Here is a 22,022-nt window from a genome sequence, read left to right as displayed (position 1 = left end):
AGAGGGGTGATGCGAGATGCGAGTTCTGATCGCGACGGTGCTCCTGATCCTCGGCTTCGCTGTTCCCGCACAGGCTCAGGCGGGATGCACCGTCTACAACGGAGCATGCCTGGAGAAGCACACGAACCAGGCGTGGCTGGTCTTCAACGGCAAAACGAGCTACGGGCCGGTGACCGTCAGCCACGGCAAACCGGGGTACGAGACCCCGGTGGGCACGTTCTCGGTGCTGCGCAAGGTGAAGAACGACTGGAGCGTCCCCTACAACGGCCCGATGCCGAACGCGGTGTACTTCACCGCCGACGGCATCGCGTTCCACCAGGGTGACACTGCCGTCCAGTCCCACGGCTGCATCCGGATGACCATGGATGCGTCGCTCGTCTTCTACGACAACCTGATGATCGGCGAGCAGGTGCAGGTTCTGCCGTAACTCGCCCGTTGGAAGGCCTGACCGGCTGCCGGTCGGGCCTTCTAGCAGGCCGCGCGCTTCTTCGCGAAGTCGTCCGCGGTGAGGTACTCGCCGTCGTAGCTGACCTTGCCGTCCTTCAGGCCGTCGAGCGTGAACTCCACGACGGGCGTGGCGCCGTCGTCGTGTCGCACGGACAGCTGCAGCGGCTCGTCACCGTTCGGCTGCTGCCAGGCGACCTTCTCCTCGGCACCGGCGGGTTTCTGCCCGACGGTGAGCTCGCGGACCTCGGCGGGCCGGGTGAACCGGATCCGCCAGATCTCCCTCTCACCCGCCTGCACCCACATGTCCGTGACGCCCAGCCCACCGCAGGCGGTGTCGACGAACTGCGGCAACCCGGTCGGCGTGAGTTTCGCGGCCCAGGTCTGCTTCGGGGAGCAGCCCCCGAGCACGGTGACCGCGGCGAGCACCGCGATCGTCTTCCACCGGGTCATTCCGCTCTCCTCAACCGATAGCCGCCCACCAGCACCCATCATCGCGTCCCATCACCGAGACGCGAGCGGCGAGACCGTTCGGCAACCACCCCGTGAGCCGTTCGAGTTCCTTGCCGACCACGACCAGGGCCGTTGCGGGGTCGGCGGACAGGTCGTCCAGCAGCACGGGCACGTCCACCGCGCTGAAGTCCACATCGGACACGGGCCGCCCGGCGGGTTCGTCGTTCGCCCGCACGATCCGCCACCCCTCGTACCCCTCCCACTCGACCTCGGCCGCGTTCAGCGTCGCCACGAACTCCTCCAGCCGCGAGTGCGGCGCCACGAGTGCGATCGTCCCACCGAACCGCCCGGCCAGCGCGCTCAGCCGCAACGGGTGCTCCAGGCGCACGGGCTCGGCGTTCGTCCGCGCGTACGGCGCCCCGAGCCGCCGCGAGACCCGCTCGACCGTCGCGTGCACCCCGTCCTCCAGCGCCGCGACGACGAGTTCGACGTCCCGCGACCGGTTGAGCGCCTCCGGCAACGCGAGCTGCGCGACGGCGAAGCCGGGCAGCACCGCGACGTCGGGGCTCAGCAGGTCCGGCACCGTCAGCTCGACCAGCACGTCGGAACCCCAGCCCGACGTGTCGACCGAGGCGTTGACCCGCCGCTCGACGAGGTCGGACAGCGGCTGCCAGTACACCGCGCGCGGCTGACGCGTGACGGGCCCGGCCCACCACGGCAGGCCCGGCACCATGTCGGCCCAGTAAACGTGAATCACGAGGTCCCCCGGGGTTGCTTCGGTGCGCGTCCCCCTGACACGCGCAACCCAGTGCGTCTAGATGCCCATGTTAACGACGGGTACCGACGTCCTGCTGTCGTCTCGCTGACGCGCGAGCAGCCTCTCGACGGTCGCCTCGATGCCGTCGACCCTCTTCAGCGCGGTCTCGTGGTCCACCCCGTCGTCCTCCCTGGCCAGCGTGTAGATCACCCCTCCGGCGCTCGCCACGTGGTCGGGCACCCACACGATGCCGCGTTCCTCCAGCAACGCGGCCACGCCGTCGTCGGTGAGCTGGTTGTTGGCCGGCCCCACGACCAGCCGGACGTCGAGCCGCGCCACCGTCTCCGGGCTCAGCACCCCGCCCACCGCGGCCGGCACGAGCACGTCGGCCTTGACCTCGTACGCCTCGTCCGGGTGCACCCAGCCGAACTCGTCCGTCCGCCTGCTCTCGTCCAGGTCGGACACCGTGATGTCGGCGCCGTCGAGGCCCCTCGCGATCAGCTCCCCCACCGACCCGAACCCGCTGATCACGACCTTCCTGCCGGTTAGGTCCGGCGTGCCGAAGGTGTGGCGCGCGGCCGCTTTCAACGCCGCCAGCACGCCCCGCGCCGTGGGCCCGCTCGACGACCCCGTGCCGCCGTGCTCCTCGGGCAGGCAGTAGGCGTGCGGCGTGAGTTCCCTGAGCACCAGCATGTCGGCCGGCCCCGTCCCGACGTCGGGCCCGGCGCGGTAGGCACCACCGAACTCGTTGATCAGGTCGGCGTGGTCGAGCAGCACCGCGCGCCTGCGTTCCGGCGTGAGCTCGCGGTCGGCCACGATCACGCTCTTGGCTCCCCCGTGCGGAATCCCGGCTGCCTCGCACTTCTGGGTCATCGCCTTGGACAGCCGCAGCACGTCCGTGATGGCGTCGCCGATCTGCGCGTAAGGCTTCATCCGGCACCCGCCGACCGCCGGCCCCGCCTCGGTCGAGTGCAGGGCGACCATGGTGGTCATCCCCGACCGCCTGCCGGTTCGAACCGCGACATCGCTCGCAAGGTCGGCGTCGCGCCGTCGACGTGCCTGGAGCGCACCCGCCTGCTGCGCGAGCGGGGCGTGATCCGCGGCTACCACGCGGACATCGCGCCGTCCGCGCTGAACCGGGGCGTGCAGGCGCTGGTGTCGGTGCAGGTCCGCCCGCTGAGCCGTACCGTGATCGACGCGTTCAAGGCGTTCGCCGCGGGCCTTCCCGAGGTGACGGCGGTGTTCGTGATGGCGGGCAGTGACGACTTCGTGATCCACGCGAGCGCCCAGGACAACGACCGGCTGCACGCGTTCCTGGTCGACAGGCTGAGTCAGCGCAAGGAGATCGTCGGCTTCCGCACGTCGATCATCTTCCAGCACCTGGCGAAGCACGACCCGGCGCCGCTGCCGGGGGCCTGACAGACCCCCGGCGCACGCGTCAGCTGCCGTCGCTCGAATGCCCGGGGAACAGGTGCGCCGAGGGGTTGAGGGCCACCGCGATGTTGTTGACCGCGGTCGCCGCCTCGCCGAACCCGGTCGCGATGAGCTTGACCTTGCCGGGGTACTGCGCGACGTCGCCCGCCGCGTAGATCCTGTCGAGCTTGGTCTTCATCGTGGAGTCGACGAGCACCGCGCGGTGGTCGAGCTCGAGCCCCCACGACTCGATCGGCCCGAGGTCCGCGGTGAACCCGAGGGCCGCCACGACCGTCTGCGCGGGCAACGTCCGCGCGTCGCCACCCTTGACCTTGACGTCCACTTCGGACAGTGGCTCGCCGCGCAACGCCAGCACCTCGGCGTCGGTGATGATCTCCACGCCGAGCTCCCGCACCTGCCGCACGGTGGCCGCGTGCGCGCGGAAGTTGGCCCTGCGGTGCACGATCTTGACGCTCGCGGCGATCGGGTGCAGCGCCAGCGCCCAGTCGAACGCCGAGTCGCCACCGCCCACGATCACCACGTGCTGCCCGGCGTGCTCGGCCAGCACCGGCACGAAGTGGACCATGCCGCGCCCCAGCCAGCCGTCACCGGCGGGCAGCGGACGCGGGTTGAACTCGCCCATGCCCGCCGTGATCAGCACGGCCTTGGTGTTGATGGAGGAACCGTCCGCGAGCCCGACCCGCAGACCGTCCTCAATGGACTCGCAGGTGCGTGCCTGCTGGCCGAGCAGGTAGGTCGGCTTGAACTGCGCGGCCTGTTCCACCAGCCCGTTGACGAGGTCACGTCCCCGCACGGCGGGGAACCCGGCCGCGTCGAAAATCATCTTCTCCGGATACATCGCCGTGACCTGGCCACCCGGTTCTGGCAGAGCGTCGACCACTGCGACGTTCATTTCCCGGAAGCCTGCGTAGTAAGCGGCGAACAACCCCGTGGGACCAGCTCCCACGATGAGGAGGTCGACGTCACGCTCCATGAGTGGTGCCCTTCTGCCAGTGGTGGGTGGCAGTGCTGTGATCGACGATAGAGACTCGGAGGTATGTCTGAACAGGAGTACCGCGTCGAGCACGACACGATGGGTGAGGTCCGCGTGCCGATCGACGCATTGTGGCGCGCCCAAACACAACGCGCGGTCGAGAACTTCCCGATTTCCGGTCGAGGCCTGGAACGCGCCCAGATCAGAGCACTGGGCCTGCTCAAGGCAGCGGCGGCCAGGGTCAACGCCCGGCTCGGCGTTCTCGACGCGGACGTGGCCTCCGCCATCGCCGCGGCAGCCGACGAGGTGGCCGCCGGCCAGTGGGACGCCCACTTCCCGGTCGACGTCTTCCAGACGGGTTCCGGCACGTCCTCGAACATGAACGCCAACGAGGTCATCGCCACCCTCGCCACCCGCGCACTGGGCCGCGACGTGCACCCGAACGACCACGTCAACGCCTCGCAGTCGTCCAACGACACGTTCCCGACGACCCTGCGCGTGGCCGCCACCGAGGCCGTGGCGACCGACGTGATCCCGTCGCTCGAACACCTCCTGGGCGTTCTGGAGTCACGCGCCCTTGAATGGGCTGACCTGGTCAAGTCCGGCCGCACGCACCTCATGGACGCCGTCCCGATCACCCTGGGCCAGGAAACCGGCGCCTGGGCGGCCCAGGTCCGCTACTCCGTGGAGCGCCTGCGCTCCTCCATCCCGCGCCTGGCGGAACTGCCGATCGGCGGCACCGCGGTGGGCAGCGGCCTGAACGCCCCCGAGGGCTTCGGCGCGGCCGTGGCGGCCGAACTGGCCAAGGCCACCGACCTGCCACTGGTGGAGGCCCGCGACCACTTCGAAGCCCAGGCCACCCAGGACGGCGTCGTCGAGATCTCCGGCCAGCTCCGCACGTCGGCCGTGGCGCTGTTCAAGATCGCCAACGACCTCCGCTGGCTGGGCTCGGGCCCCCGCACCGGCCTCGGCGAACTGGCGCTGCCCGACCTCCAGCCAGGCAGCTCGATCATGCCGGGCAAGGTCAACCCGGTGATCTCCGAAGCCACGATGATGGTGGTCGCACAGGTCATCGGCAACGACGCCACCGTCGCGTTCGCCGGCTCGCAGGGCAACTTCCAGCTGAACGTGATGCTGCCGGTCATCGCCCGCAACGTCCTGGAGTCGTCCCGCCTGCTCGCCGCCGTGGCAAGGCTCTTGGCGGACAAGGTTCTGGCGGGCACCGAACCGCAGGTGGCGCAGATGAGCGAGTACGCGGAGTCGTCCCCGTCCATCGTCACGCCGCTGAACCGCTACATCGGCTACGAGGAGGCGGCGTCGATCGCCAAGCAGTCGTTGAAGGAGCGCAAGACCATCCGCGAGGTGGTGCTGGAGCGCGGGCACGTGCCGGGCAAGCTCACCGAGGAACAGCTGGACGCGGCGCTCGACGTGCTGCACATGGCCCGCGGCGGCCGCTGAACGCCAGGTTCCGGTCGCCGGCCTACCTCTCGGCGACCGGAGCCGCCTGTTCCTCGGCCATCCACGGGTGACGCGAGCTGCTGATCTCCGAGACCTCGTCGTCGGTCATCGGCGAGCAGGTCGGTAGCCCAGGCCAGCGGGATCACGACGGTGACGAGCCCGCCGCCCGTGCTCACGACCTCGCAGGCGACCTCGACGTCGAACGGGACTCGGTGTCACGAGTCAGCCACTTGTCGCTCAGGACAGCGGCCTTGTCGAGCAGGCTTGACACCGTGCCGCTCGTGTCGGTGAGCGGAGTACGTCGGGAGCCGAACAATGCGGAGTTCCGGAACTCGGCGTGGACGAAGGAGAGGGAATGCAGGTCCTGCGAGACGATCCGACCCGCGAGATCGAACTGCGGGGTACCGCCGCCGAACTGACCGGCCTGGCCGGTCTGCTGATCTCCGGCCGCGGGTCCGCGGATCTGGATCATGTTGCCGATCCTTCGCCCTACGGTCGGTGCCTGTCGCGAGTCAACGTCCTTCGAACGTCAGGCCCGATCGCGGTGACGTGTGCCGCGGGTTCTGACGAGCTGGACGTCCGAGGCGGTTCGGCTCAGCTCGCTCTACTCGCTGAGATCGTGCGGGGGTTCGCGGAAGACGCAGATGACGCGGACGCCATGGCCCATCTGCACATCGACCACTTCCCCGGGCACGACTACCTGGACGAGTGCTCAGAGCCGTTGGTCATCGCACTCGCCCACTGAAACGCCGGGTCAGGAGTACATCGCGAGCCAGATCGCGATGTAGTGGCAGATCGCCGCCACCACGGTCGCCGCGTGGAAGAACTCGTGATACCCGAACACCTGCGGCCACGGGTTGGGCCACCGGGTCGCGTAGAACACCGCGCCCACCGTGTAAAGCGCCCCGCCCACCAGCAACAGCACCAGGGCAGCGACCCCGGCGTGGTGCAGCAGCTCGGGCAGCACGAACACGGCCACCCACCCGAGGGCGATGTAGATGGGCACCCCGAGCCAGCGCGGCGCGTGCGGCCAGGCCAGCTTCAACGTGACACCGAGGATCGCGCCGATCCACACCACGGTGAGCACGATGCGCCCGGTGCCGGGATTCATGGCCAGCAGCGCGAACGGTGTGTAGGTACCGGCGATGAACACGAAGATCATCGAGTGGTCCATGCGCTTCATCCACGTGCGCACGCGGTCTGATTTCCACGTCACGCGGTGGTACAGCGCCGAAACGCCGAAGAGGCCCACGACTGTCAGGCCGTAGACGGAGGTTGCCAGGGCAGCGCGCGCGGACACGGTGGACGCCGCGAGAGCGATCAACGTCGCGCCTGTCGCCACCGAGGCGATGAACGACCAGAAGTGCAGCCATCCACGCAGGCGCGGCCGCAGTCCGGGCTGGGGAGGAACGGTCGCAGTGGTCACAGGTCCCTAGGTTACGCGACCGTAGGTTTCCGACCAGTACTCAGTGATGAACCTTGCACGGCGTACGCTGTTCGGACGTGGCACTCCGCACCCGTGTGAAAGACGTCGCTATCCACCTCTACGAGTGGATTCTCCGCCGCGAGCTGAGCACGACGCCACAGGCGCCCAAACACGTCGGCGTGGTTCTCGACGGCAACCGCAGGTGGGCCAGGGAAGCCGGGTTCACCGATGTCGCGCACGGCCACAGGGCCGGCGCGCGCAAGATCCTCGAACTGCTCGACTGGTGCGGTGACGCCGACGTGGAGGTCGTCACCCTTTGGATGCTGAGCACCGACAACCTCAACCGCGACAACGACGAGCTCGCTCCGTTGCTCGACATCATCGCGGACATCACCGACGAGCTGGCCGGGGACGGCAAGCCGTGGCGCGTCCGGCACGTCGGCGCCATCGACATGCTGCCCAAGGAGCACGCCGAGCGCCTCACGAACGCCGCGGCGCGCACCAAGAACCGCACGGGCATCCAGGTCAACGTCGCCGTCGCGTACGGCGGGCGGCAGGAGATCGCGGACGCCGTCCGCAAGCTCCTGCAGGCGCACGCCGAGCGCGGCGGCACCATCGAGGAGCTCGCCGAGGTGCTCGACGTCGACCACATCGCGGAGCACCTCTACACGTCCGGGCAGCCCGACCCCGACCTGATCATCCGCACGTCCGGTGAGCAGCGGCTCTCCGGCTTCATGCTCTGGCAGTCGGCGCACTCGGAGTTCTGGTTCTGCGAGGCCTACTGGCCCGGTTTCCGGCGCACCGACTTCCTGCGGGCCATGCGCGAGTACGCCAAGCGCCACCGCCGTTACGGGAGCTGAGAACAGCGAAAGGGGCGCCCACCGCGAAGGTGGGCGCCCCTTTCAGCCTGATGACGATCAGCCGTGGTAGTGGCCGAAGTCGTCGCCGTCCTCGATGCCACCGGCGGCGCAGGTCTCCGTGATGGACGGCGAGTTCACCGGAACCGCCGCGCCGAGCACACCGACGTTGTTGCCACACGCACCGACAACACCGTTCAGGTTGTTGGCGTTGCCGACGATCAGCAGCGGCTCGTTGACCCAGTGGTGGCCGGGAGCGGCCATCGCGGGGGAACCGATGACGACGAACGCAGCAGCGACACCGAGAGCGGCGGCAGCCTTCTTCAGCACGATTTTTCTCCTCATGAAGGTTTAAACGGGGAAAAAGCGTCTGGGGGCGCCAGAAATGACGCCCCCAGACGTATGACCAAAGGGAGATCAGCCCTCGTCGACGATGCCGCCGGCGGCGCAGGTCTCGGTGATCGACGGCGAGTTGATCGGCACAGCGCCGCCCAGCACACCGACGTTGTTGCCGCAGGCGCCGATGGTGCCGTTGAGGTTGTTGCCGTTGAGCAGAACCAGCAGAGGGCCGTTCTTCCAGTGGTGTCCGTAACCGTGTCCACCGTGGCCGTGGCCCTCGCCGGCCATGGCGGCCGGAGCGAACGCGAGCGACAGCGCGGCTGCAGCGGCAACCACGGCACAAGCCTTCTTCATGTGATTCTCCTTCATGTCGGGTCATCCCCGTCATTTCCGGAGTCTTCGGGGATCTCCGGAGCGGTGGGGTCTCCGGGCGGAAACGCTATAGGCATTGATCTCGAATGGCGGCCTGCGTGACCCCATTGTGTGACGTCAAGATCAACAACATTCCCCGATCAGGTGGTCGTCGTTTCACGATTCGGTCGCGAGTAAGACGCTGTGGTAGACGCCTTAAGCTCTCCGACTCATGGACGCCAACGAGCTGGTGCGCGGATACCTGGTGCTGGGGCTGCGGCTCGGGCGCCTCGTGTCCGGGTTCGTCGACTCGTTCACCGGCGACCCGGCGTTGAGCCGCGCCGTCGACAACGAGCCGCGCCTGCACCCGAGGGCGCTCGGCGACCACGCGCGCCTGCTGCTCGGGGAGATCCCCGGCAGCGACCTCCCCGAGCAGCGCAAACAGTTCCTCGACGCGCACCTGCGGGCGTTGGAGTGCACGGCACGCAGGCTCGACGGCGAGCGCATCTCGTTCGTCGACGAGGTCGAGCAGTACTTCCAGGTGCGCATCCGCCCCGGTGACGAGGACGCGTACGCGCAGGCCCACCGCAAGCTCGACGTGGCGCTCGCCGGGCCGGGTTCGCTCACCGACCGCCTCACCGCCTTCCGTGCGGCCGACGAGGTGCCCGCACGCAGGCTCCAGGGCGCCGTACAGGCCCTGTCGAGCGCGCTGAGGGACCGGGTGCGCCAGAAGTACGCGCTGCCCGAGCAGGAGATCGTGGAGTACCGGATCGTCACGAACAAGCCGTGGAGCGGCTTCAACTACTACCTCGGCGGCTACCGCAGCAGGGTCGCGATCAACGCCGACCTGGGCCACCGCATGGCGAACCTGCCGCACCTGGTCGCGCACGAGTCCTACCCCGGCCACCACACCGAGCACTGCCGCAAGGAGTCGGGCCTGGTCGCCAAGCGCGGCCACGCGGAGCAGTCGATCTTCCTGATCAACACTCCGCAGTGCCTGATGGCCGAGGGCATGGCAGACCTCGGTCTGCACGCCGCGGTCGGACCGGGCTGGGGCGTGTGGACGGAGCAGATCTTCCGCGACCTGGGGTTGCGAATGGACGGCGAACTGTCCGAAGAGGTGGAGTCGGCGGCATCGGGCCTGCTCACGGTGCGGCAGGACGCCGCCCTGCTGCTACACGACCGTGGTGCGGATCAGGATGACGTGGTTGCGTACCTGCGCAGGTGGCTGCTAGTCCCCGAGCGTCGCGCACGGCAGATGGTCCGCTTTCTGGCCGATCCGCTGTGGCGCGCGTACACCACGACCTACGTCGAAGGCGTGCGCCTCGTGCGGGCCTGGCTCGACGTCCGGGCCCCCGGCGAATCGCTCGACTCCCGCTATCTGAGACTTCTCGACGAGCCTCTGGTGCCGAAATCGCTCGAATCCCAGGTCAGGGACGGATTGTCGTGGCTGGCGCGCAACACGCACGAGAACAGCATGTGACCAGCGGAAACACGGAAGCGGTCACGTTTCGGGATGTTTTCGGGCAGATGACAAATCGGGATTCACCTGTGTGGCTTCGTGCAGATGGGGCACTCCCACAGGTAACTTCGAAAGCGGCGGGACGCGACCACTGCGGACCGCGCAGGGAGGCTCTGATCGTGGCAGACGACGTCGCGAGGGGGCCGGCACCCGGCCCTCGTGGTCGACCTGCCTGACGCCACACCGGCGGAAGGCAAGACGATCAATCAGGGTGGTGCCTGGCCCAGCGAGGAGCGGACGCGGGTGCCGCGTTCGTGAGGGAGTTGCCGTGAACGCACGACGTCCCGCGAGCCGTTCCTCAGGCTCATCGCGCAGTTCTTCCTCCCGGCGCAAGTCCGCCGCCCCAGCCATCACGACATATGTGCTGGACACGTCGGTACTGCTGTCCGATCCACTCGCCGCCACCCGGTTCGCGGAGCACGAGGTCGTGCTCCCGCTCGTGGTGATCAGCGAGCTGGAGGGCAAGCGCCACCACCCCGAACTGGGATGGTTCGCGAGGGAAGCCCTGCGACTGCTCGACGACCTGCGCTTGCGGCATGGTCGCCTCGATTCGCCGATCCCCATCGGGGATCTGGGAGGCACCTTGCACGTCGAGCTCAACCACTCCGACCCGGAGGTGTTGCCATCAGGTTTCCGAACGGACTCCAACGACGCCCGAATCCTCGCCTGCTCCCTCAACCTCGCTGCTGAGGGACGCAACGTCACCCTGGTGACCAAGGACATGCCCCTGCGGGTCAAGGCCGGATCGGTCGGCCTGCAGGCGGAGGAGTACCGGGCACACGACGTCACCCTGTCAGGCTGGACGGGAATGTCCGATCTGGACGTTCCCCAGTCCCTGGTGGACAACCTGTTCAAGGACAACGTCGTCGACCCCACCCAGTACGAGGACCTGGAGCACATCGCGGAACTGCCCTGCCACACCGGAATCCGGTTGCTGGCGGGCACCTCGAGCGCTCTGGGCCGGGTGACCGCGGACAAGCAGATCAAGCTGGTGCGCGGAGATCGGGAGGCGTTCGGACTGCACGGGAGGTCCGCCGAACAGCGGATCGCCCTGGACCTGTTGCTGGACTCGGAGGTCGGCATCGTCTCGCTGGGCGGACGTGCCGGCACCGGAAAATCGGCACTGGCGCTGTGCGCCGGTCTCGAAGCGGTGATGGAACGCAGGCAGCACCGCAAGGTCGTGGTGTTCCGGCCGTTGTACGCGGTCGGTGGCCAGGAGCTCGGCTACCTGCCGGGTAGCGAGAACGAGAAGATGGGGCCGTGGGCGCAGGCGGTGTTCGACACCCTCGGCGCGCTGGTGAGCCAGGCGGTCGTGGAAGAGGTGATGGACAGAGGCATGCTCGAGGTCCTGCCCCTCACCCACATCCGCGGCCGCTCGCTGCACGACTCCTTCGTGATCGTGGACGAGGCGCAGTCGTTGGAGCGCAACGTGTTGCTGACCGTGCTGTCGCGACTGGGCAGCAACTCGCGGGTGGTGCTGACGCACGACGTGGCGCAGCGCGACAACCTGCGGGTCGGCCGGCACGACGGCGTGGCGGCGGTGATCGAGAAGCTGAAGGGCCACCCGCTCTTCGCCCACGTCACCCTGACGCGCTCGGAGCGTTCGCCGATCGCGGCTCTCGTCACGGAGATGCTGGAGGACTACGCCTCGTAGTGTCGTGAACGAGCACCGGCCCCGCGCGGCTTTCGTTGCGCGGGGCCGGTTTCGTTCTGCACAGGCCCTAGTCCAGGGCGCGTTTCATGAAGCCGCGCAGGCCGAGCCCGCCGAAGCCCGCGATCGCGACGACGAGCACCACCAGCACGACCGGCAACGGCATGTGCGGCACGTCCGGCACCAGCTCCGCGCGCATGCCCTCGCTCACGTACGTCAGCGGGTTGAGCGCGCAGACCACCTTGAACCACAGCAGGTCGTCGCTCAGCGACCGCCACGGGAACTGCGCGGACCCCGTGAACAGCAACGGCGTCAGGATCACCGCGAACATCACGTTGACCCGGCGCGCGGGCACCGACGTGCCGATGACCATGCCGACACTGCCGCCGGCGAGGCACCCGAGGACGATCACCAGCAGGGCGCCGGGGATGCCCGACCAGTCCCACGACACGTCGAGCATCACGAACCCGACGGGCACCATCAGCACGGCCGCGAAGAACCCGCGGATCGCGCCGAACACGATCTTCTCCACCGCGACGAGCGGGATGGAGATCGGCGCGAGCAGCCGGTCCTCGATCTCGCGCGTCCAGGAGAAGTCCAGCACCAGCGGGAGCGTCGTGTTCTGCAACGCGCCCAAGAACCCGTTCATCGCGATGATGCCGGGTAACAACACCTGGGCGAAGTCGTCCTGCACGTACCCGATGTCCCCCAGCACCTTCGCGAAGATGAAGAGGATGAAGAACGGCTGGATGATCACCTGCGCGAGGAAGCTCGGCAGTTCGCGGCCCGTGACGAAGACGTCGCGCCACAGGATGGCCTGGAACGTCCTGAGTTGGCTCACCGGAGCTCCCTGCCGGTCAGGTGGATGAAGACGTCTTCCAGGCTGGGCTTGCCGATCGCGACGTCGCTGACCGTGACGTCGAGGTCCCGCAGGACGTTCAGCACCGCGGGCAGCGTGGTCGCGGTGTCGGAGTCGGTGTAGACGCGGAACACGTCGTTCAGGTCCTCGACCCGCTGCACCCCGTCCACTTCGGACAGCGCCTTGGTGATCTTGGCGGCTTCGTGGCCGTTCGGGCTCACCGTGACGCTGACCGTGTTGCTGCCGGGCAGGCTCTTCGTGAGCTCGTCCGGTGCGTCCAGCGTGAGCAGCTTGCCGTGGTCGACGATGCCGACGCGGTCGCACAGCTTGGTGGCCTCGTCCATGTCGTGCGTGGTGAGCACGACCGTGACGCCGTCCGCGTGCAGTGCGGCGACGCGCTCGTGGACGAAGAGCCTGGCCTGCGGGTCGAGGCCGGTGCTCGGTTCGTCGAGGAACAGCACCCTGGGCCGGTGCATCAGGGCGCGGGCGATCATCAGCCGTTGCGCCTGACCGCCGGACAACGTGTCGACGAGCGCGTTCTGATGGTCCTTGAGGCCCATCCGCTCGATGATGTCGTCGGCGAGCTTCTGCCGTTCCTTCGGCCCGATGCCGTGATAAGCCGCGTGGAACAACAGGTTCTGCCGCGCGTTGAGCGACCGGTCGAGGTTGTTGCGCTGCGGCACGACGGCGAGCAACTGCCGTGCGCGCTTGGAGTCGGCCACCACGTCGACGCCCTCCACGAGCGCCTGCCCCGAGGTGGGGCGGACGCGCGTGGTGAGGACGCCGACCGTGGTCGTCTTGCCCGCGCCGTTGGGCCCGAGCAGTCCGAAGACCTCACCCCGGCGGACGTCGAAACTCAATCCGTCCACCGCAGGCTTTTGTCCCGTTTTATAGACTTTGCGGAGATCTCTTACCGAGACCGCTTCGTCCACTTGTTCACCATCCCCCTGGCAACGGCCTTCCCTCCGCGAATCCAGCGGCGGACTGGATGCCGAGCACAGCCTTGTCGTGGAATTCCTCCAGCGAGTTCGCACCGGCATACGTGCAGGCCGAGCGAACGCCGGACGTTATCGCATCGAGCAGGTCCTCCACGCTCGGGCGCACCGGGTCCAACCTCATCTTCGAAGTGGAGATGCCCTCTTCGAACAGCCCCTTCTTGGCCCGGTCGAACGCGTTGTCACTGCGCGTCCGCGCCGTCACAGCGCGCTTCGACGCCATTCCGAAGGATTCTTTGTAGAGGTTGCCGCGCTCGTCCCGCTGCAGATCCCCAGGCGACTCGTACGTCCCCGCGAACCAACTGCCGACCATCACGCTGCTGGCCCCGGCGGCCAGCGCCAGCGCCACGTCCCGCGGATGCCGCACGCCACCGTCGGCCCACACGTGCTTGCCGAGCTTCCGCGCCTCCGCGGCGCACTCGGCGACGGCGCTGAACTGCGGCCGCCCCACGCCGGTCATCATCCGCGTGGTGCACATGGCGCCGGGCCCGACACCGACCTTGATGATGTCCGCGCCGGCCTCGCCCAGATCCCGGACACCCTCCGCGGTGACGACGTTGCCCGCCGCGACCGGCACGCTCGGGTTCGCTTCCTTCACGGCCCGCAGCGCCGCGATCATCTTCTCCTGGTGCCCGTGTGCCGTGTCCACGACCAGCACGTCCACCCCGGCCTTGATCAACGCCTCGGCCTTGGCCCGCACGTCCCCGTTGACCCCGACCGCCGCCGCGACCCGCAACTTGCCGTCGTCGTCGGTAGCCGGCTTGTAGACCTCGGCCCGGAGCGCGGTCAGCTCCGTCAACACGCCACGAAGCCTCATCGTCTCGTCCACGCCCAACGCGATCTTGTGCGCGCTGTGGTGAAGCTCGTCGAACACGTCCTGGGGCCGCGAGTCGAGCGACAGCTTCAACACGTCGGTGTTCATCACGTCGCCAAGCCGCGCAAACCGGTCAACCCCCGTGAGCGCCGCCTCGTCGACAACGCCAAGAGGCCGCCCACCGTCGTCCACGACGACGACCGCCCCGTGCGCCCGCTTGTGCAAGAGGTTCCACGCGTCCGCCACCGCATCGCCCGTGGTGAGCGTCAACGGGGTGTCCCAGACGGGATGCCGCTCCTTGACCCACGCGATGATCTCCGCGACGGCCTCGGTGGGCACGTCCTGCGGGATGACGACGAGCCCGCCACGCCGCGCGATGGTCTCCGCCATCCGCCGCCCGGCCACGGCCGTCATGTTGGCGACGACGATCGGGATCGTGGCCCCGGTGCCGTCCGAAGTGGAGAGGTCGACGCCGAACCGCGACTCCACGGCGCTACGGCCGGGGACGAGGAACACGTCGTCGTAGGTCAGGTCGTAAGAGGGTCGATGCCCTTCGATGAACCGCACGTGCTTCCACGATACCCGCAGCGTCTCACCAGGGCATGCGGCTCGGCTCCCAGACGTAGCCGGTGGTCGTGGTCACCACCACGAACCCGAGGCGTTCCAGGATCGGCCTGCTGTCCTCCGACGCGTCGACCTGCAGGTACTTCACACCTCGTTCGATCGCGACGCGCGCACGGTGTGCCACGAGCGCGCGGTAGATGCCCTTGCCCCGCCACGCGGCGAGCGTGCCGCCGCCCCAGAGCCCGCCGAACTCCGTGCCCGGCACGATCTCGAGCCGCGCCGACGACACGACCTGGCCGTCCGCCTCGGCGACCACGACGACCGTGTTCGGGTCGTCCTGCTTCTCCAGCAGGTAGTCGACGAGCCAGCTGCTGTTCCTGCCGAACACCTCCGTGGCCGTGGCGGCGAGCCGATGCAGGTCGGCTTCCTCCTTGGTCTCGCGCAGGACGATCCCGTCTTCGAGCTGGACCGGCCCCGCCATCTCCTCGGCGAGCCCGACGAGCACGGTCTCGCGACCCTCGGAGACGAAACCGGCCGCCTCCAGCCGTTCCGGCAGGTCAGCGGGCCTGTCGTGACCCCAGGTCTTCCATTCGACGGCCTGCCCGCGCGCGGCGAAGAAGTCGCGCTGGCGTGCGATCACCGCGTCCAGCTCGGCGCCGTCGAGACGGAGGTCGGGCGGGCCTGCGACGAAGCCGCGGCGGTGTGCCCAGGCGACGCGGAACACCTCCGAGTCCTGGACCGCGTCGGGATACACCTCCCACTCGGCGGAGCGGGCCTGGGTGTCGAATGCGCTGAGCAGCGCGGATGCGTCGGTCACCGGCTTGACGCTATTGCCGGGCGCGGACGGCCGCACCCGATTTTCGAACCAGAACCGCCCGAGCGCGAGCACGCTGACCGGCCATTTCTCGGTGAGCACGCGGCGCAGGACGGGCTGCTCGGAGCCGGTGATGCGGGGTAGCCACTCACCTGGTCTCCCGGCGAACGTCACCGGGGCGCCGTAGACCTCTGGCCAGGGCTCGACCACGTTGAGCAGCAGGCCCTTGGCCGTCGCTCCGCTCCAGCCGCCTGCCTCGAGCTCCGCGCCGAGCTCGCTCCCTTCGTCGAAGTCGACGACGACCCAGACCTCGAACAGGACCGTGTGCCCGGTGTCGAGGCTGATCGGCAGGACGACGCGAATCGTCGTGCCGAAGTCCTGCACGGCGAGGACACGCCCGTCGTACCAGGTCGCCGTCGCGTAGCGGTCCAACTCCGTCCACTGCGCGAAGTCGTCCGGCTCGGCGTAGACGCGGCTGAACTCCTCGTTCTCCCCCACGCCACCACGCTAGCGGCGGTCAGCTCTCGGGATTCGGTCGTGCGGTGGGCAGGAGTGCCCTCACCTCCTCGATCGTGGTCGCTTCCGACGGGTCCTTGTCCGGGCGGTAGCGGACGACGCGGGCGAACCGCAGCGCCACGCCGCCGGGGTAGCGCGGCGAGACCTGCACGCCGTCCAGCTCGATCTCGATCACCAGTTCCGGGCGGACCATGACGACCCAGTCGTTCTGCTCGGTGGCGATCTCCTGCAGGGCTTTCGTCTGCCACTTCAGCAGCTCGTCGGTGAGCCCCTTGAAGGTCTTGCCGACCATGACCGGCGGGCCGCCGTCCGGGTCGCGGGCGCCCAGGTGCAGGTTCGACAGCCAGCCGCGGCGGCGGCCGCTGCCCCACTCGACGCCGAGCACGACCAGGTCGAGCGTGTGCACCGGCTTCACCTTCTGCCAGGCGCTGCCTCGGCGGCCTGCCGCGTAGGGCGAGGCCAGCGACTTCACCATCACGCCCTCGTGGCCCGCGGAGAGCGCCGCCGTGACGACGTTCGCCGCTTCCTCCGGCGACGGGTCCAGCACGCCTGGGATGACGTGCTCGCCCGCCACCTGCCGCAGTGCGGCCAGGCGGTCGCGCAACGGCTCGTCGAGCAGGTCCTTGCCGTCGAGGTGCAGGCAGTCGAAGAAGTACGGGTGCAGCAGCAGCTCACGTTCGTCCTGCGCGCCGAACCTGCTCATCGTCTCCTGGAACGGCCGAGGTCTCCCCTCGTCGGTCAGCGCCAGCGTCTCGCCGTCGAGCACCACCGAGGTGCACGGCAGGCCGCGCACGAGCTCGACGAGCTCCGGCACCGTCTTGGTGATCTCGCGCAACGTGCGCGTGTAGACGTGGACCTCGTCGCCGGAGCGGTGCACCTGGATGCGGGCGCCGTCGAGCTTGTGCTCCACCACGCAGCTGCCGAGCTCGGCCAGGGCCTCGTCCAGCGACTCCGCCGGCGAGGCCAGCATGGGCCGCAGGGGGCGCCCGACCTCCAGCCGGAACGCCTCCAGCACGCGCGCGCCGCCGTCGAGCGCGGCCACCGCGGTCTCCGGTAACCGGCCGGACAGCATGAACGCCCGCCGCACCGTCTCGCCCGGCACGTCCGCGGCCGAGGCGATCGCGTCCAGCATCACGCCCTCCAGCGCGCCCTGGCGGAGCTCGCCGGTGAGCAACCGGCGTAAGAAGTCCTGCTCCGCCTCGGTCGACCGCGCGAACAGCGCCGTCAGCAGGCCGACCCGGCGCTGCGCCGAGCCCTTGCCGGACGTCGCGGCCACCTCGGCGAGCGCGGCGTCGACCTCGGCGATCGTCAGTTCGGCGCGGGCGGCGGGCGGCACGGACAGGTCGACGACCGTCCGCCAGCCCGCGCCGATGCGACCCTGCCGCGGCGTGCCTATGAGGAACGACACCACCGCGACCACCACGTCCGCCGTCGCCGCCCGCAGCAACGCGGACAACGCCTTGACCTTGGCCAGGCGTGACCGGGTCGCCGCCACCGCGGCTGACGTGTCGACCACTTCGGAGAGGAGCACGGTTCAATGGTGCACCCGAGCACTGACAATTTCTGGAGGCTCGGGCTAGGCTGACCGGGTCAACCGTTCTACCTGGGGGTTTACCGCACCATGCGTGCTTTCATCGCTGCCGCCCTGCTCTTCGCGGCCGTCGCCGTCACGTCCTTCGCCGGTCCCGGCACCGGAGACCGCGAGCACATCCTCGGCACTGACGCCGACGCCAGCGCCCTGCGGGAGCACATCCTCTAGTAGAGCGTCGCAGCCATCTTTTGGATGGTGACGGGTGGGAGTGATGCCGACAGTGGCCGCGCTTCGATCGTGAAAATCGCGCTCTCGTGGCTGCCACCTGCAGAGTTGGCGGTAGTTGGAGTGATCGGCAAACGCTTGCGCCAGTACTTTTCTACCGCCAACTCAGCGGCGACCTAACGTGAGAGCGCGGCCAGACCGCCTCGTACCCTGCCCGCCCGACTCAGCGGAGCACAACTGAGCCGCGACGCTCTACTAGTGGTGTGGCCCGGAACGTTGCCGGGGGAATTCGCGGTCAGACGGGTGCATCGTGGTGCCGCGAGGCGCCCTGCTGAGCGTGAATTCGCTCGCCAACGAGCCGGGTCACGCCACTAGGCCACGGCGACGTCGGCGATCTCCCTGACCGCCTCGCGGAGGCGGTCAGGGGTCAGCGACGCGTAACCGAGCACCAGACCGGGCCACATGGGCGTGCGCGTGTACTGCGCCAACGCCCAGACGTGCACGCCACGCTCCGCAAGCCTGCTCTTCAACGCGAGGTCGTCCGTCCCGTCAGGCATGCGCAGCACGACGTGCAACCCTGCCGCGACGCCGATGGGCTGCCATGCGGGCAGATGCTCCGCAACGGCCTCGAGCAGCGCGTCCCGCCTCTTCCGGTAGAGCGCGCGCGTACGGCGCAGATGCCGGTCGTAGCCGCCGGTCCGCAGCAGATGCGCGAACGCGGCCTGCGGGATCGTGCCGGTGCCCATGTCGTTGTACTGCTTGCGTTGCACGATGCCTTCGCGCAGACGTTCCGGCACCACAAGCCATCCGAGGCGCAACGCGGGCGCCAGCACCTTGCTCGTCGTGCCCTGGTACACCACGTGGTCGGGTGCGAGGGCCTGCAACGCGCCCAGGGCCGGCCGGTCGTAGCGGTGCTCGGCGTCGTAGTCGTCCTCGATGATCAACGCGTCCCGCTCGCGCGCCCACTCGACGAGCGCCCGCCGCCGTTCCGGGTGCAGCACCATGCCTAGCGGGAACTGGTGCGCCGCCGTGACCAGTACCGCCTTGCAGTCCGTTTTGGACAGAAGATCGACCCGGATTCCCTTGTCGTCCACCGGAACCGCCACGGTCTCAAGGCCGTGCGAGCGCAGCATGTTCTCGCCGCCGAAGTGGCTGGGCTCCTCGATCGCGATGCTGCCGTTCACGATCCGCGCGGTGAGCTGCAACCCGTCCGCCGCGCCGTTGGTGATCACCGCGTCCTTGGCGACCACCGCCCGGACGCGGGCCAGGTAGTCGACGATCTCCTTGCGCAGTCCCAGGAAACCGGCCGGATCGGGGTAGGCGAGGTCGTCGTCGGGCAGCTCGGCGAGCGCCGAGCGATGAGCCGCCACCCACTCGGCGCGGGGGAACGCGCCCAGCGCGGGCAGGCCGGGCCGCAGGTTGTACCGCCACCGCTGCGGCGGCGCGGGCACGCCGCACGCGCCGGCCGGCCCGAGGCTCGCGACCGTCGTCCCCGAGCCGCGCCGCGTCGTGAGGTACCCCTCCGCGACGAGCTGCGTGTACGCCGACGTCACCGTGCCGCGCGCCACCCCGAGCTGCGTGGCCAGGTCGCGGCTCGACGGCAGCCGCGTGCCGGGCGGGAGCCTGCCGTCCCGGATCCCCCGGCGCAGTTCGGCCTCCACCCCGCGACGCCGCTGGTGCCCCGGCAACAGCAGCTCGCGAAAAGTGGTCCAGTTCGTGGTCATTGAAGTGGAGCTTAAACCTGGACCAGTTCAGCGCAAGGCTCTGAGGCATGAAACTCGGGGTGGCCGCAGGAGCGACAGCGGCAACGATCGTCGGCGCGTCGGTGCCGATCACGGGCATGCTGGACGGCTACCCGGTCCTGACCGGCCAGGCCATGCGCTACGCCCTCGGCGCGGCCGTGTTGCTGCTGGTGGCGCGCCGTTTGCCCATGCCTTCGTGGCGTGACATCCCGCCGTTGCTCGGGGTGGTCGTCACGGGCATGCTCGGCTTCAACGCCGTGCTCATCGCCGCCCAGCAGTACGCGGAACCGGGCTTCGTCGCCGCCGTCATGGGCGGCGCACCCATCGCACTGGCGCTGCTGTCACGCCAACGAACCGCATCGGCCGTGGTGGGCGCCGTGGTGGTGGCAGCGGGCATCGTGCTGTTGTCCGGCGGCGGCTCGTGGCACGGTCCTGGCCTTGCGCTGGCGTTGATCACGATGGCCGGCGAGGTCTGCTTCACCTTGTTCGCCGTGGGAGTCGTACGGCGCCTTGGCGTGCTCGGTGTGGCGACCTGGACGTGCATCTTGGCGACGGTGATCGGTGCCGTGCTCGGCACGTTCTTCGGCGGCTGGCAGATGCCGAACGCCCGGCAGGGCTTCTCGCTCGTGCTGCTGGCCGTGGTGGTGACCGCGCTGGCCTTCGGACTCTGGTACTTCGCCGTGAACCGCCTGGGCTCCGACCGCGCGGGCGTGCTCATCGGCCTGATGCCGGTGTCCGGCCTCGCGACCTCCGTGCTGCTGGGCGCGCAGGAGCTCACGCTCGTGTCCGTCGCCGGCGTCACCACGGTTGCACTCGGGTGCGTCATCGGGCTCCGGCGAGGGACACACGAACCAGAGGGAACACACCACACACACGACGCGGGCCGGGTACCCCCAAAATCAACAATAGCGAACGGGTCTGACACCGCCGCGGAAGTTGTTGCGCCGTAAAGGTGTCAGGAGTTGGCGACCACGACCGCCATCTGCCGGATGATCGCCCACGAATCGCCAGGCTCGGCACGCACCCGGTCGAAGATCTCCCGCTGCTCCGCCGTGAACCGTCCGCGCTCCAGCAGCGCAACGGCAAGGCTGTGCACATCTACATCAGCAGAGGCGCCCTTCGAGTACCAGAACCACACGGCGTGAAGGGCGGCCTCGCGCGGTGCGCCGTACCAGTGCGAAGGCTTGTTCGGGTTGGGTGCGGAAGGGTGCGGCACCCGGTAACCCAAGCGCTTGGCATGCCGCCGGAGAACGCCGTAGGCGCGAAGGTCAGCCTGCCAAGCGGCGTGACTCGCGGTCAGCAGTTCCAGCGCCGCGGGCAGCAAGGCCGGGTCGCGGGTGAAGTCGCCGGCCACGGACTGGAGAAAGCTGAACGACGCCTCGAAACCAAGCGGCCGGTAGCGCCACAGGCACAGGAGCAGGGCGCTGACGCGATGGCCCAGCGGCAGCGAGGTGTCGACAACTTTCCTCGCAGAACCGGCGAAACTCACGAACTGACCTTCGCGAGCCACGAAGCGGCCTCATCAGCGGGCAGCACGCGAGCAACGTCGACGAGAGGCGTCATCATCGGGTAGACGCGGCCCGCGTTCCACGACCGCAGGTACGGCGGCGGGTCCAGCACGACGACCCGGCGGCCCTCGAACAACGGGATGTCGGACGGGCGGCCCTCGTTCCAGATCGTGTCGCCGAACCCGTCGGAAAGCTGGAACTGGCCCCGGATTCCGCCCTCGGGTTCGAGGTCCGGGCCCACGGACGCCGCCTCCACCCACGACTGCAACGGCGGTTCGCCAGGCACGTGCTCTGGAACCAGTCGGTAGGCGAGCAGCGTGTGGAGCTGGAAGTTGTCGCCGATGCCGCCGATCGTCACCTCGAAACCGGTGCCACTAGGGCGATGCAGCACCAGCAACGGTTCGAGGTCCACCACCATCAACAGGCCGTACAACCATGAATCAGCAGGCACGGCAGCCAGAAGGCGCTCGCGATGCGGCAGGCCGGCGCGGATGTCCTCGTCCTGCATGGGCAGCAGGAGAGAACGCTCCCAAGCGTCACCATCGCCGCGTTCGAAGGCTTCGGCCACGCGCAGGACCAACGGCTCCAACGCGTCGCACATGCCGATGTAGAACAGCAGGTTGCCGAGCAGCTCGTTGACCTGGACGTCCGGTGACGAAGAAAGGACCAGGGCCGCCGCCGACATCTCGTCGGGCGAACGGCCCTGGGCCTCGTTGATGAACGTTTCGAACGCGCCCGGCTCGCCCCGGACGACCGCTGCCGCGACCGACGTCAGATCCACGCGCAGGA

At 68.9% G+C, this 22,022-nt stretch carries 24 protein-coding genes; 9 read left to right on the top strand and 15 right to left on the bottom strand.

Annotated features, from left to right (window positions below):
• Positions 1–16: 16 nt before the first annotated feature.
• Positions 17–427: a L,D-transpeptidase gene (locus SK571_RS34680; protein WP_319988335.1), complete on the top strand. Its 411-nt coding sequence runs from the start codon at positions 17–19 to the stop codon at positions 425–427.
• Between the two features lie 41 nt (positions 428–468).
• Here SK571_RS34680 and SK571_RS34675 read toward each other — a convergent pair whose 3' ends face one another.
• From SK571_RS34675 to SK571_RS34665, 3 genes are read right to left on the bottom strand one after another with little or no spacing between them, the layout of a single operon-like run.
• Positions 469–897, bottom strand: a complete 429-nt coding sequence (locus SK571_RS34675) for a hypothetical protein (RefSeq protein ID WP_319988334.1) — start codon at positions 895–897, stop codon at positions 469–471.
• Positions 898–907: 10 nt separating this feature from the next.
• Positions 908–1,654: a hypothetical protein gene (locus SK571_RS34670; protein WP_319988333.1), complete on the bottom strand. Its 747-nt coding sequence runs from the start codon at positions 1,652–1,654 to the stop codon at positions 908–910.
• Between the two features lie 57 nt (positions 1,655–1,711).
• Positions 1,712–2,647 (bottom strand): Glu/Leu/Phe/Val dehydrogenase dimerization domain-containing protein, encoded by a 936-nt coding sequence (locus SK571_RS34665; RefSeq protein WP_319988332.1) that lies wholly within the window; start codon positions 2,645–2,647, stop codon positions 1,712–1,714.
• On the opposite strand from SK571_RS34665, the gene SK571_RS34660 reads away from it, so the two are divergent.
• The gene (locus SK571_RS34660) at positions 2,624–3,073 is read left to right on the top strand and encodes an Lrp/AsnC family transcriptional regulator (RefSeq protein ID WP_319988331.1); all 450 of its coding nucleotides are present in this window, start codon (positions 2,624–2,626) and stop codon (positions 3,071–3,073) included. The two genes, SK571_RS34665 and SK571_RS34660, sit on opposite strands and share 24 nt — an antisense overlap.
• A 19-nt stretch (positions 3,074–3,092) precedes the next feature.
• Here SK571_RS34660 and SK571_RS34655 read toward each other — a convergent pair whose 3' ends face one another.
• Positions 3,093–4,061 carry an NAD(P)/FAD-dependent oxidoreductase gene (locus tag SK571_RS34655; RefSeq protein ID WP_319988330.1) on the bottom strand — a complete coding sequence of 323 codons (969 nt, stop codon included), beginning with the start codon at positions 4,059–4,061 and terminating at the stop codon, positions 3,093–3,095.
• A 63-nt stretch (positions 4,062–4,124) separates the two neighbouring features.
• On the opposite strand from SK571_RS34655, the gene SK571_RS34650 reads away from it, so the two are divergent.
• Together SK571_RS34650 and SK571_RS34645 are read left to right on the top strand one after the other, a co-directional pair.
• Positions 4,125–5,519, top strand: a complete 1,395-nt coding sequence (locus tag SK571_RS34650) for a class II fumarate hydratase (protein ID WP_319988329.1) — start codon at positions 4,125–4,127, stop codon at positions 5,517–5,519.
• 355 nt (positions 5,520–5,874) lie between these two features.
• The gene (locus SK571_RS34645) at positions 5,875–6,264 is read left to right on the top strand and encodes an Imm32 family immunity protein (RefSeq protein ID WP_319988328.1); all 390 of its coding nucleotides are present in this window, start codon (positions 5,875–5,877) and stop codon (positions 6,262–6,264) included.
• A gap of 9 nt (positions 6,265–6,273) precedes the next feature.
• Here SK571_RS34645 and trhA read toward each other — a convergent pair whose 3' ends face one another.
• On the bottom strand, positions 6,274–6,945 hold the full coding sequence (trhA, locus tag SK571_RS34640) for a PAQR family membrane homeostasis protein TrhA (protein ID WP_319988327.1): 672 nt from the start codon (positions 6,943–6,945) through the stop codon (positions 6,274–6,276).
• A 77-nt stretch (positions 6,946–7,022) separates the two neighbouring features.
• On the opposite strand from trhA, the gene SK571_RS34635 reads away from it, so the two are divergent.
• Positions 7,023–7,805, top strand: a complete 783-nt coding sequence (locus SK571_RS34635) for an isoprenyl transferase (protein ID WP_266043093.1) — start codon at positions 7,023–7,025, stop codon at positions 7,803–7,805.
• A 57-nt stretch (positions 7,806–7,862) separates the two neighbouring features.
• Here SK571_RS34635 and SK571_RS34630 read toward each other — a convergent pair whose 3' ends face one another.
• Together SK571_RS34630 and SK571_RS34625 are read right to left on the bottom strand one after the other, a co-directional pair.
• Complete coding sequence (locus tag SK571_RS34630; RefSeq protein WP_319988326.1) at positions 7,863–8,132, bottom strand: hypothetical protein; 270 nt, start codon at positions 8,130–8,132, stop codon at positions 7,863–7,865.
• An 87-nt stretch (positions 8,133–8,219) separates the two neighbouring features.
• A complete protein-coding gene (locus SK571_RS34625; RefSeq protein ID WP_319988325.1) occupies positions 8,220–8,495 on the bottom strand; it encodes a hypothetical protein in 276 nt (91 codons plus the stop codon).
• Positions 8,496–8,724: 229 nt separating this feature from the next.
• On the opposite strand from SK571_RS34625, the gene SK571_RS34620 reads away from it, so the two are divergent.
• Both SK571_RS34620 and SK571_RS34615 read left to right on the top strand, forming a co-directional pair.
• Positions 8,725–9,975 carry a DUF885 domain-containing protein gene (locus tag SK571_RS34620; protein WP_319988324.1) on the top strand — a complete coding sequence of 417 codons (1,251 nt, stop codon included), beginning with the start codon at positions 8,725–8,727 and terminating at the stop codon, positions 9,973–9,975.
• Positions 9,976–10,363: 388 nt separating this feature from the next.
• A complete protein-coding gene (locus tag SK571_RS34615; protein WP_406602081.1) occupies positions 10,364–11,668 on the top strand; it encodes a PhoH family protein in 1,305 nt (434 codons plus the stop codon).
• 67 nt (positions 11,669–11,735) lie between these two features.
• On the opposite strand, the gene SK571_RS34610 is transcribed toward SK571_RS34615, so the two are convergent.
• From SK571_RS34610 to SK571_RS34590, 5 genes are read right to left on the bottom strand one after another with little or no spacing between them, the layout of a single operon-like run.
• A complete protein-coding gene (locus SK571_RS34610) occupies positions 11,736–12,506 on the bottom strand; it encodes an ABC transporter permease (RefSeq protein WP_319988322.1) in 771 nt (256 codons plus the stop codon).
• A complete protein-coding gene (locus tag SK571_RS34605) occupies positions 12,503–13,456 on the bottom strand; it encodes an ABC transporter ATP-binding protein (protein WP_319988321.1) in 954 nt (317 codons plus the stop codon). The genes SK571_RS34610 and SK571_RS34605 overlap by 4 nt, the downstream gene beginning before the upstream one ends.
• Before the next feature lie 4 nt (positions 13,457–13,460).
• Positions 13,461–14,900, bottom strand: a complete 1,440-nt coding sequence (locus tag SK571_RS34600) for a GuaB1 family IMP dehydrogenase-related protein (protein ID WP_319988320.1) — start codon at positions 14,898–14,900, stop codon at positions 13,461–13,463.
• Between the two features lie 25 nt (positions 14,901–14,925).
• Positions 14,926–16,209 (bottom strand): GNAT family N-acetyltransferase, encoded by a 1,284-nt coding sequence (locus tag SK571_RS34595; protein WP_319988319.1) that lies wholly within the window; start codon positions 16,207–16,209, stop codon positions 14,926–14,928.
• Between the two features lie 19 nt (positions 16,210–16,228).
• Positions 16,229–17,758, bottom strand: coding sequence for an ATP-dependent DNA ligase (locus SK571_RS34590; RefSeq protein ID WP_319988318.1), 1,530 nt, complete (start codon positions 17,756–17,758; stop codon positions 16,229–16,231).
• Between the two features lie 90 nt (positions 17,759–17,848).
• Here SK571_RS34590 and SK571_RS34585 point away from each other — a divergent pair, with 90 nt between their 5' ends.
• On the top strand, positions 17,849–17,986 hold the full coding sequence (locus SK571_RS34585) for a hypothetical protein (protein ID WP_319988317.1): 138 nt from the start codon (positions 17,849–17,851) through the stop codon (positions 17,984–17,986).
• Between the two features lie 368 nt (positions 17,987–18,354).
• Here the strand turns inward: SK571_RS34585 and pdxR are convergent, their stop codons facing one another.
• Positions 18,355–19,707, bottom strand: a complete 1,353-nt coding sequence (gene pdxR / locus SK571_RS34580; protein WP_319988316.1) for a MocR-like pyridoxine biosynthesis transcription factor PdxR — start codon at positions 19,705–19,707, stop codon at positions 18,355–18,357.
• Between the two features lie 47 nt (positions 19,708–19,754).
• Here pdxR and SK571_RS34575 point away from each other — a divergent pair, with 47 nt between their 5' ends.
• Positions 19,755–20,675: a DMT family transporter gene (locus SK571_RS34575; RefSeq protein WP_319988315.1), complete on the top strand. Its 921-nt coding sequence runs from the start codon at positions 19,755–19,757 to the stop codon at positions 20,673–20,675.
• 5 nt (positions 20,676–20,680) lie between these two features.
• On the opposite strand, the gene SK571_RS34570 is transcribed toward SK571_RS34575, so the two are convergent.
• A complete protein-coding gene (locus SK571_RS34570) occupies positions 20,681–21,214 on the bottom strand; it encodes a hypothetical protein (protein WP_319988314.1) in 534 nt (177 codons plus the stop codon).
• Positions 21,211–22,022: hypothetical protein (locus SK571_RS34565; RefSeq protein WP_319988313.1), on the bottom strand; the 812-nt coding region annotated here is incomplete at its 5' end. The genes SK571_RS34570 and SK571_RS34565, both read right to left, overlap by 4 nt.

Origin of the sequence: Lentzea kristufekii (assembly GCF_033949925.1) — a bacterium.
Classification (GTDB): domain Bacteria; phylum Actinomycetota; class Actinomycetes; order Mycobacteriales; family Pseudonocardiaceae; genus Lentzea; species Lentzea kristufekii.
This window is presented reverse-complemented; position numbering and strand designations above follow the sequence as displayed.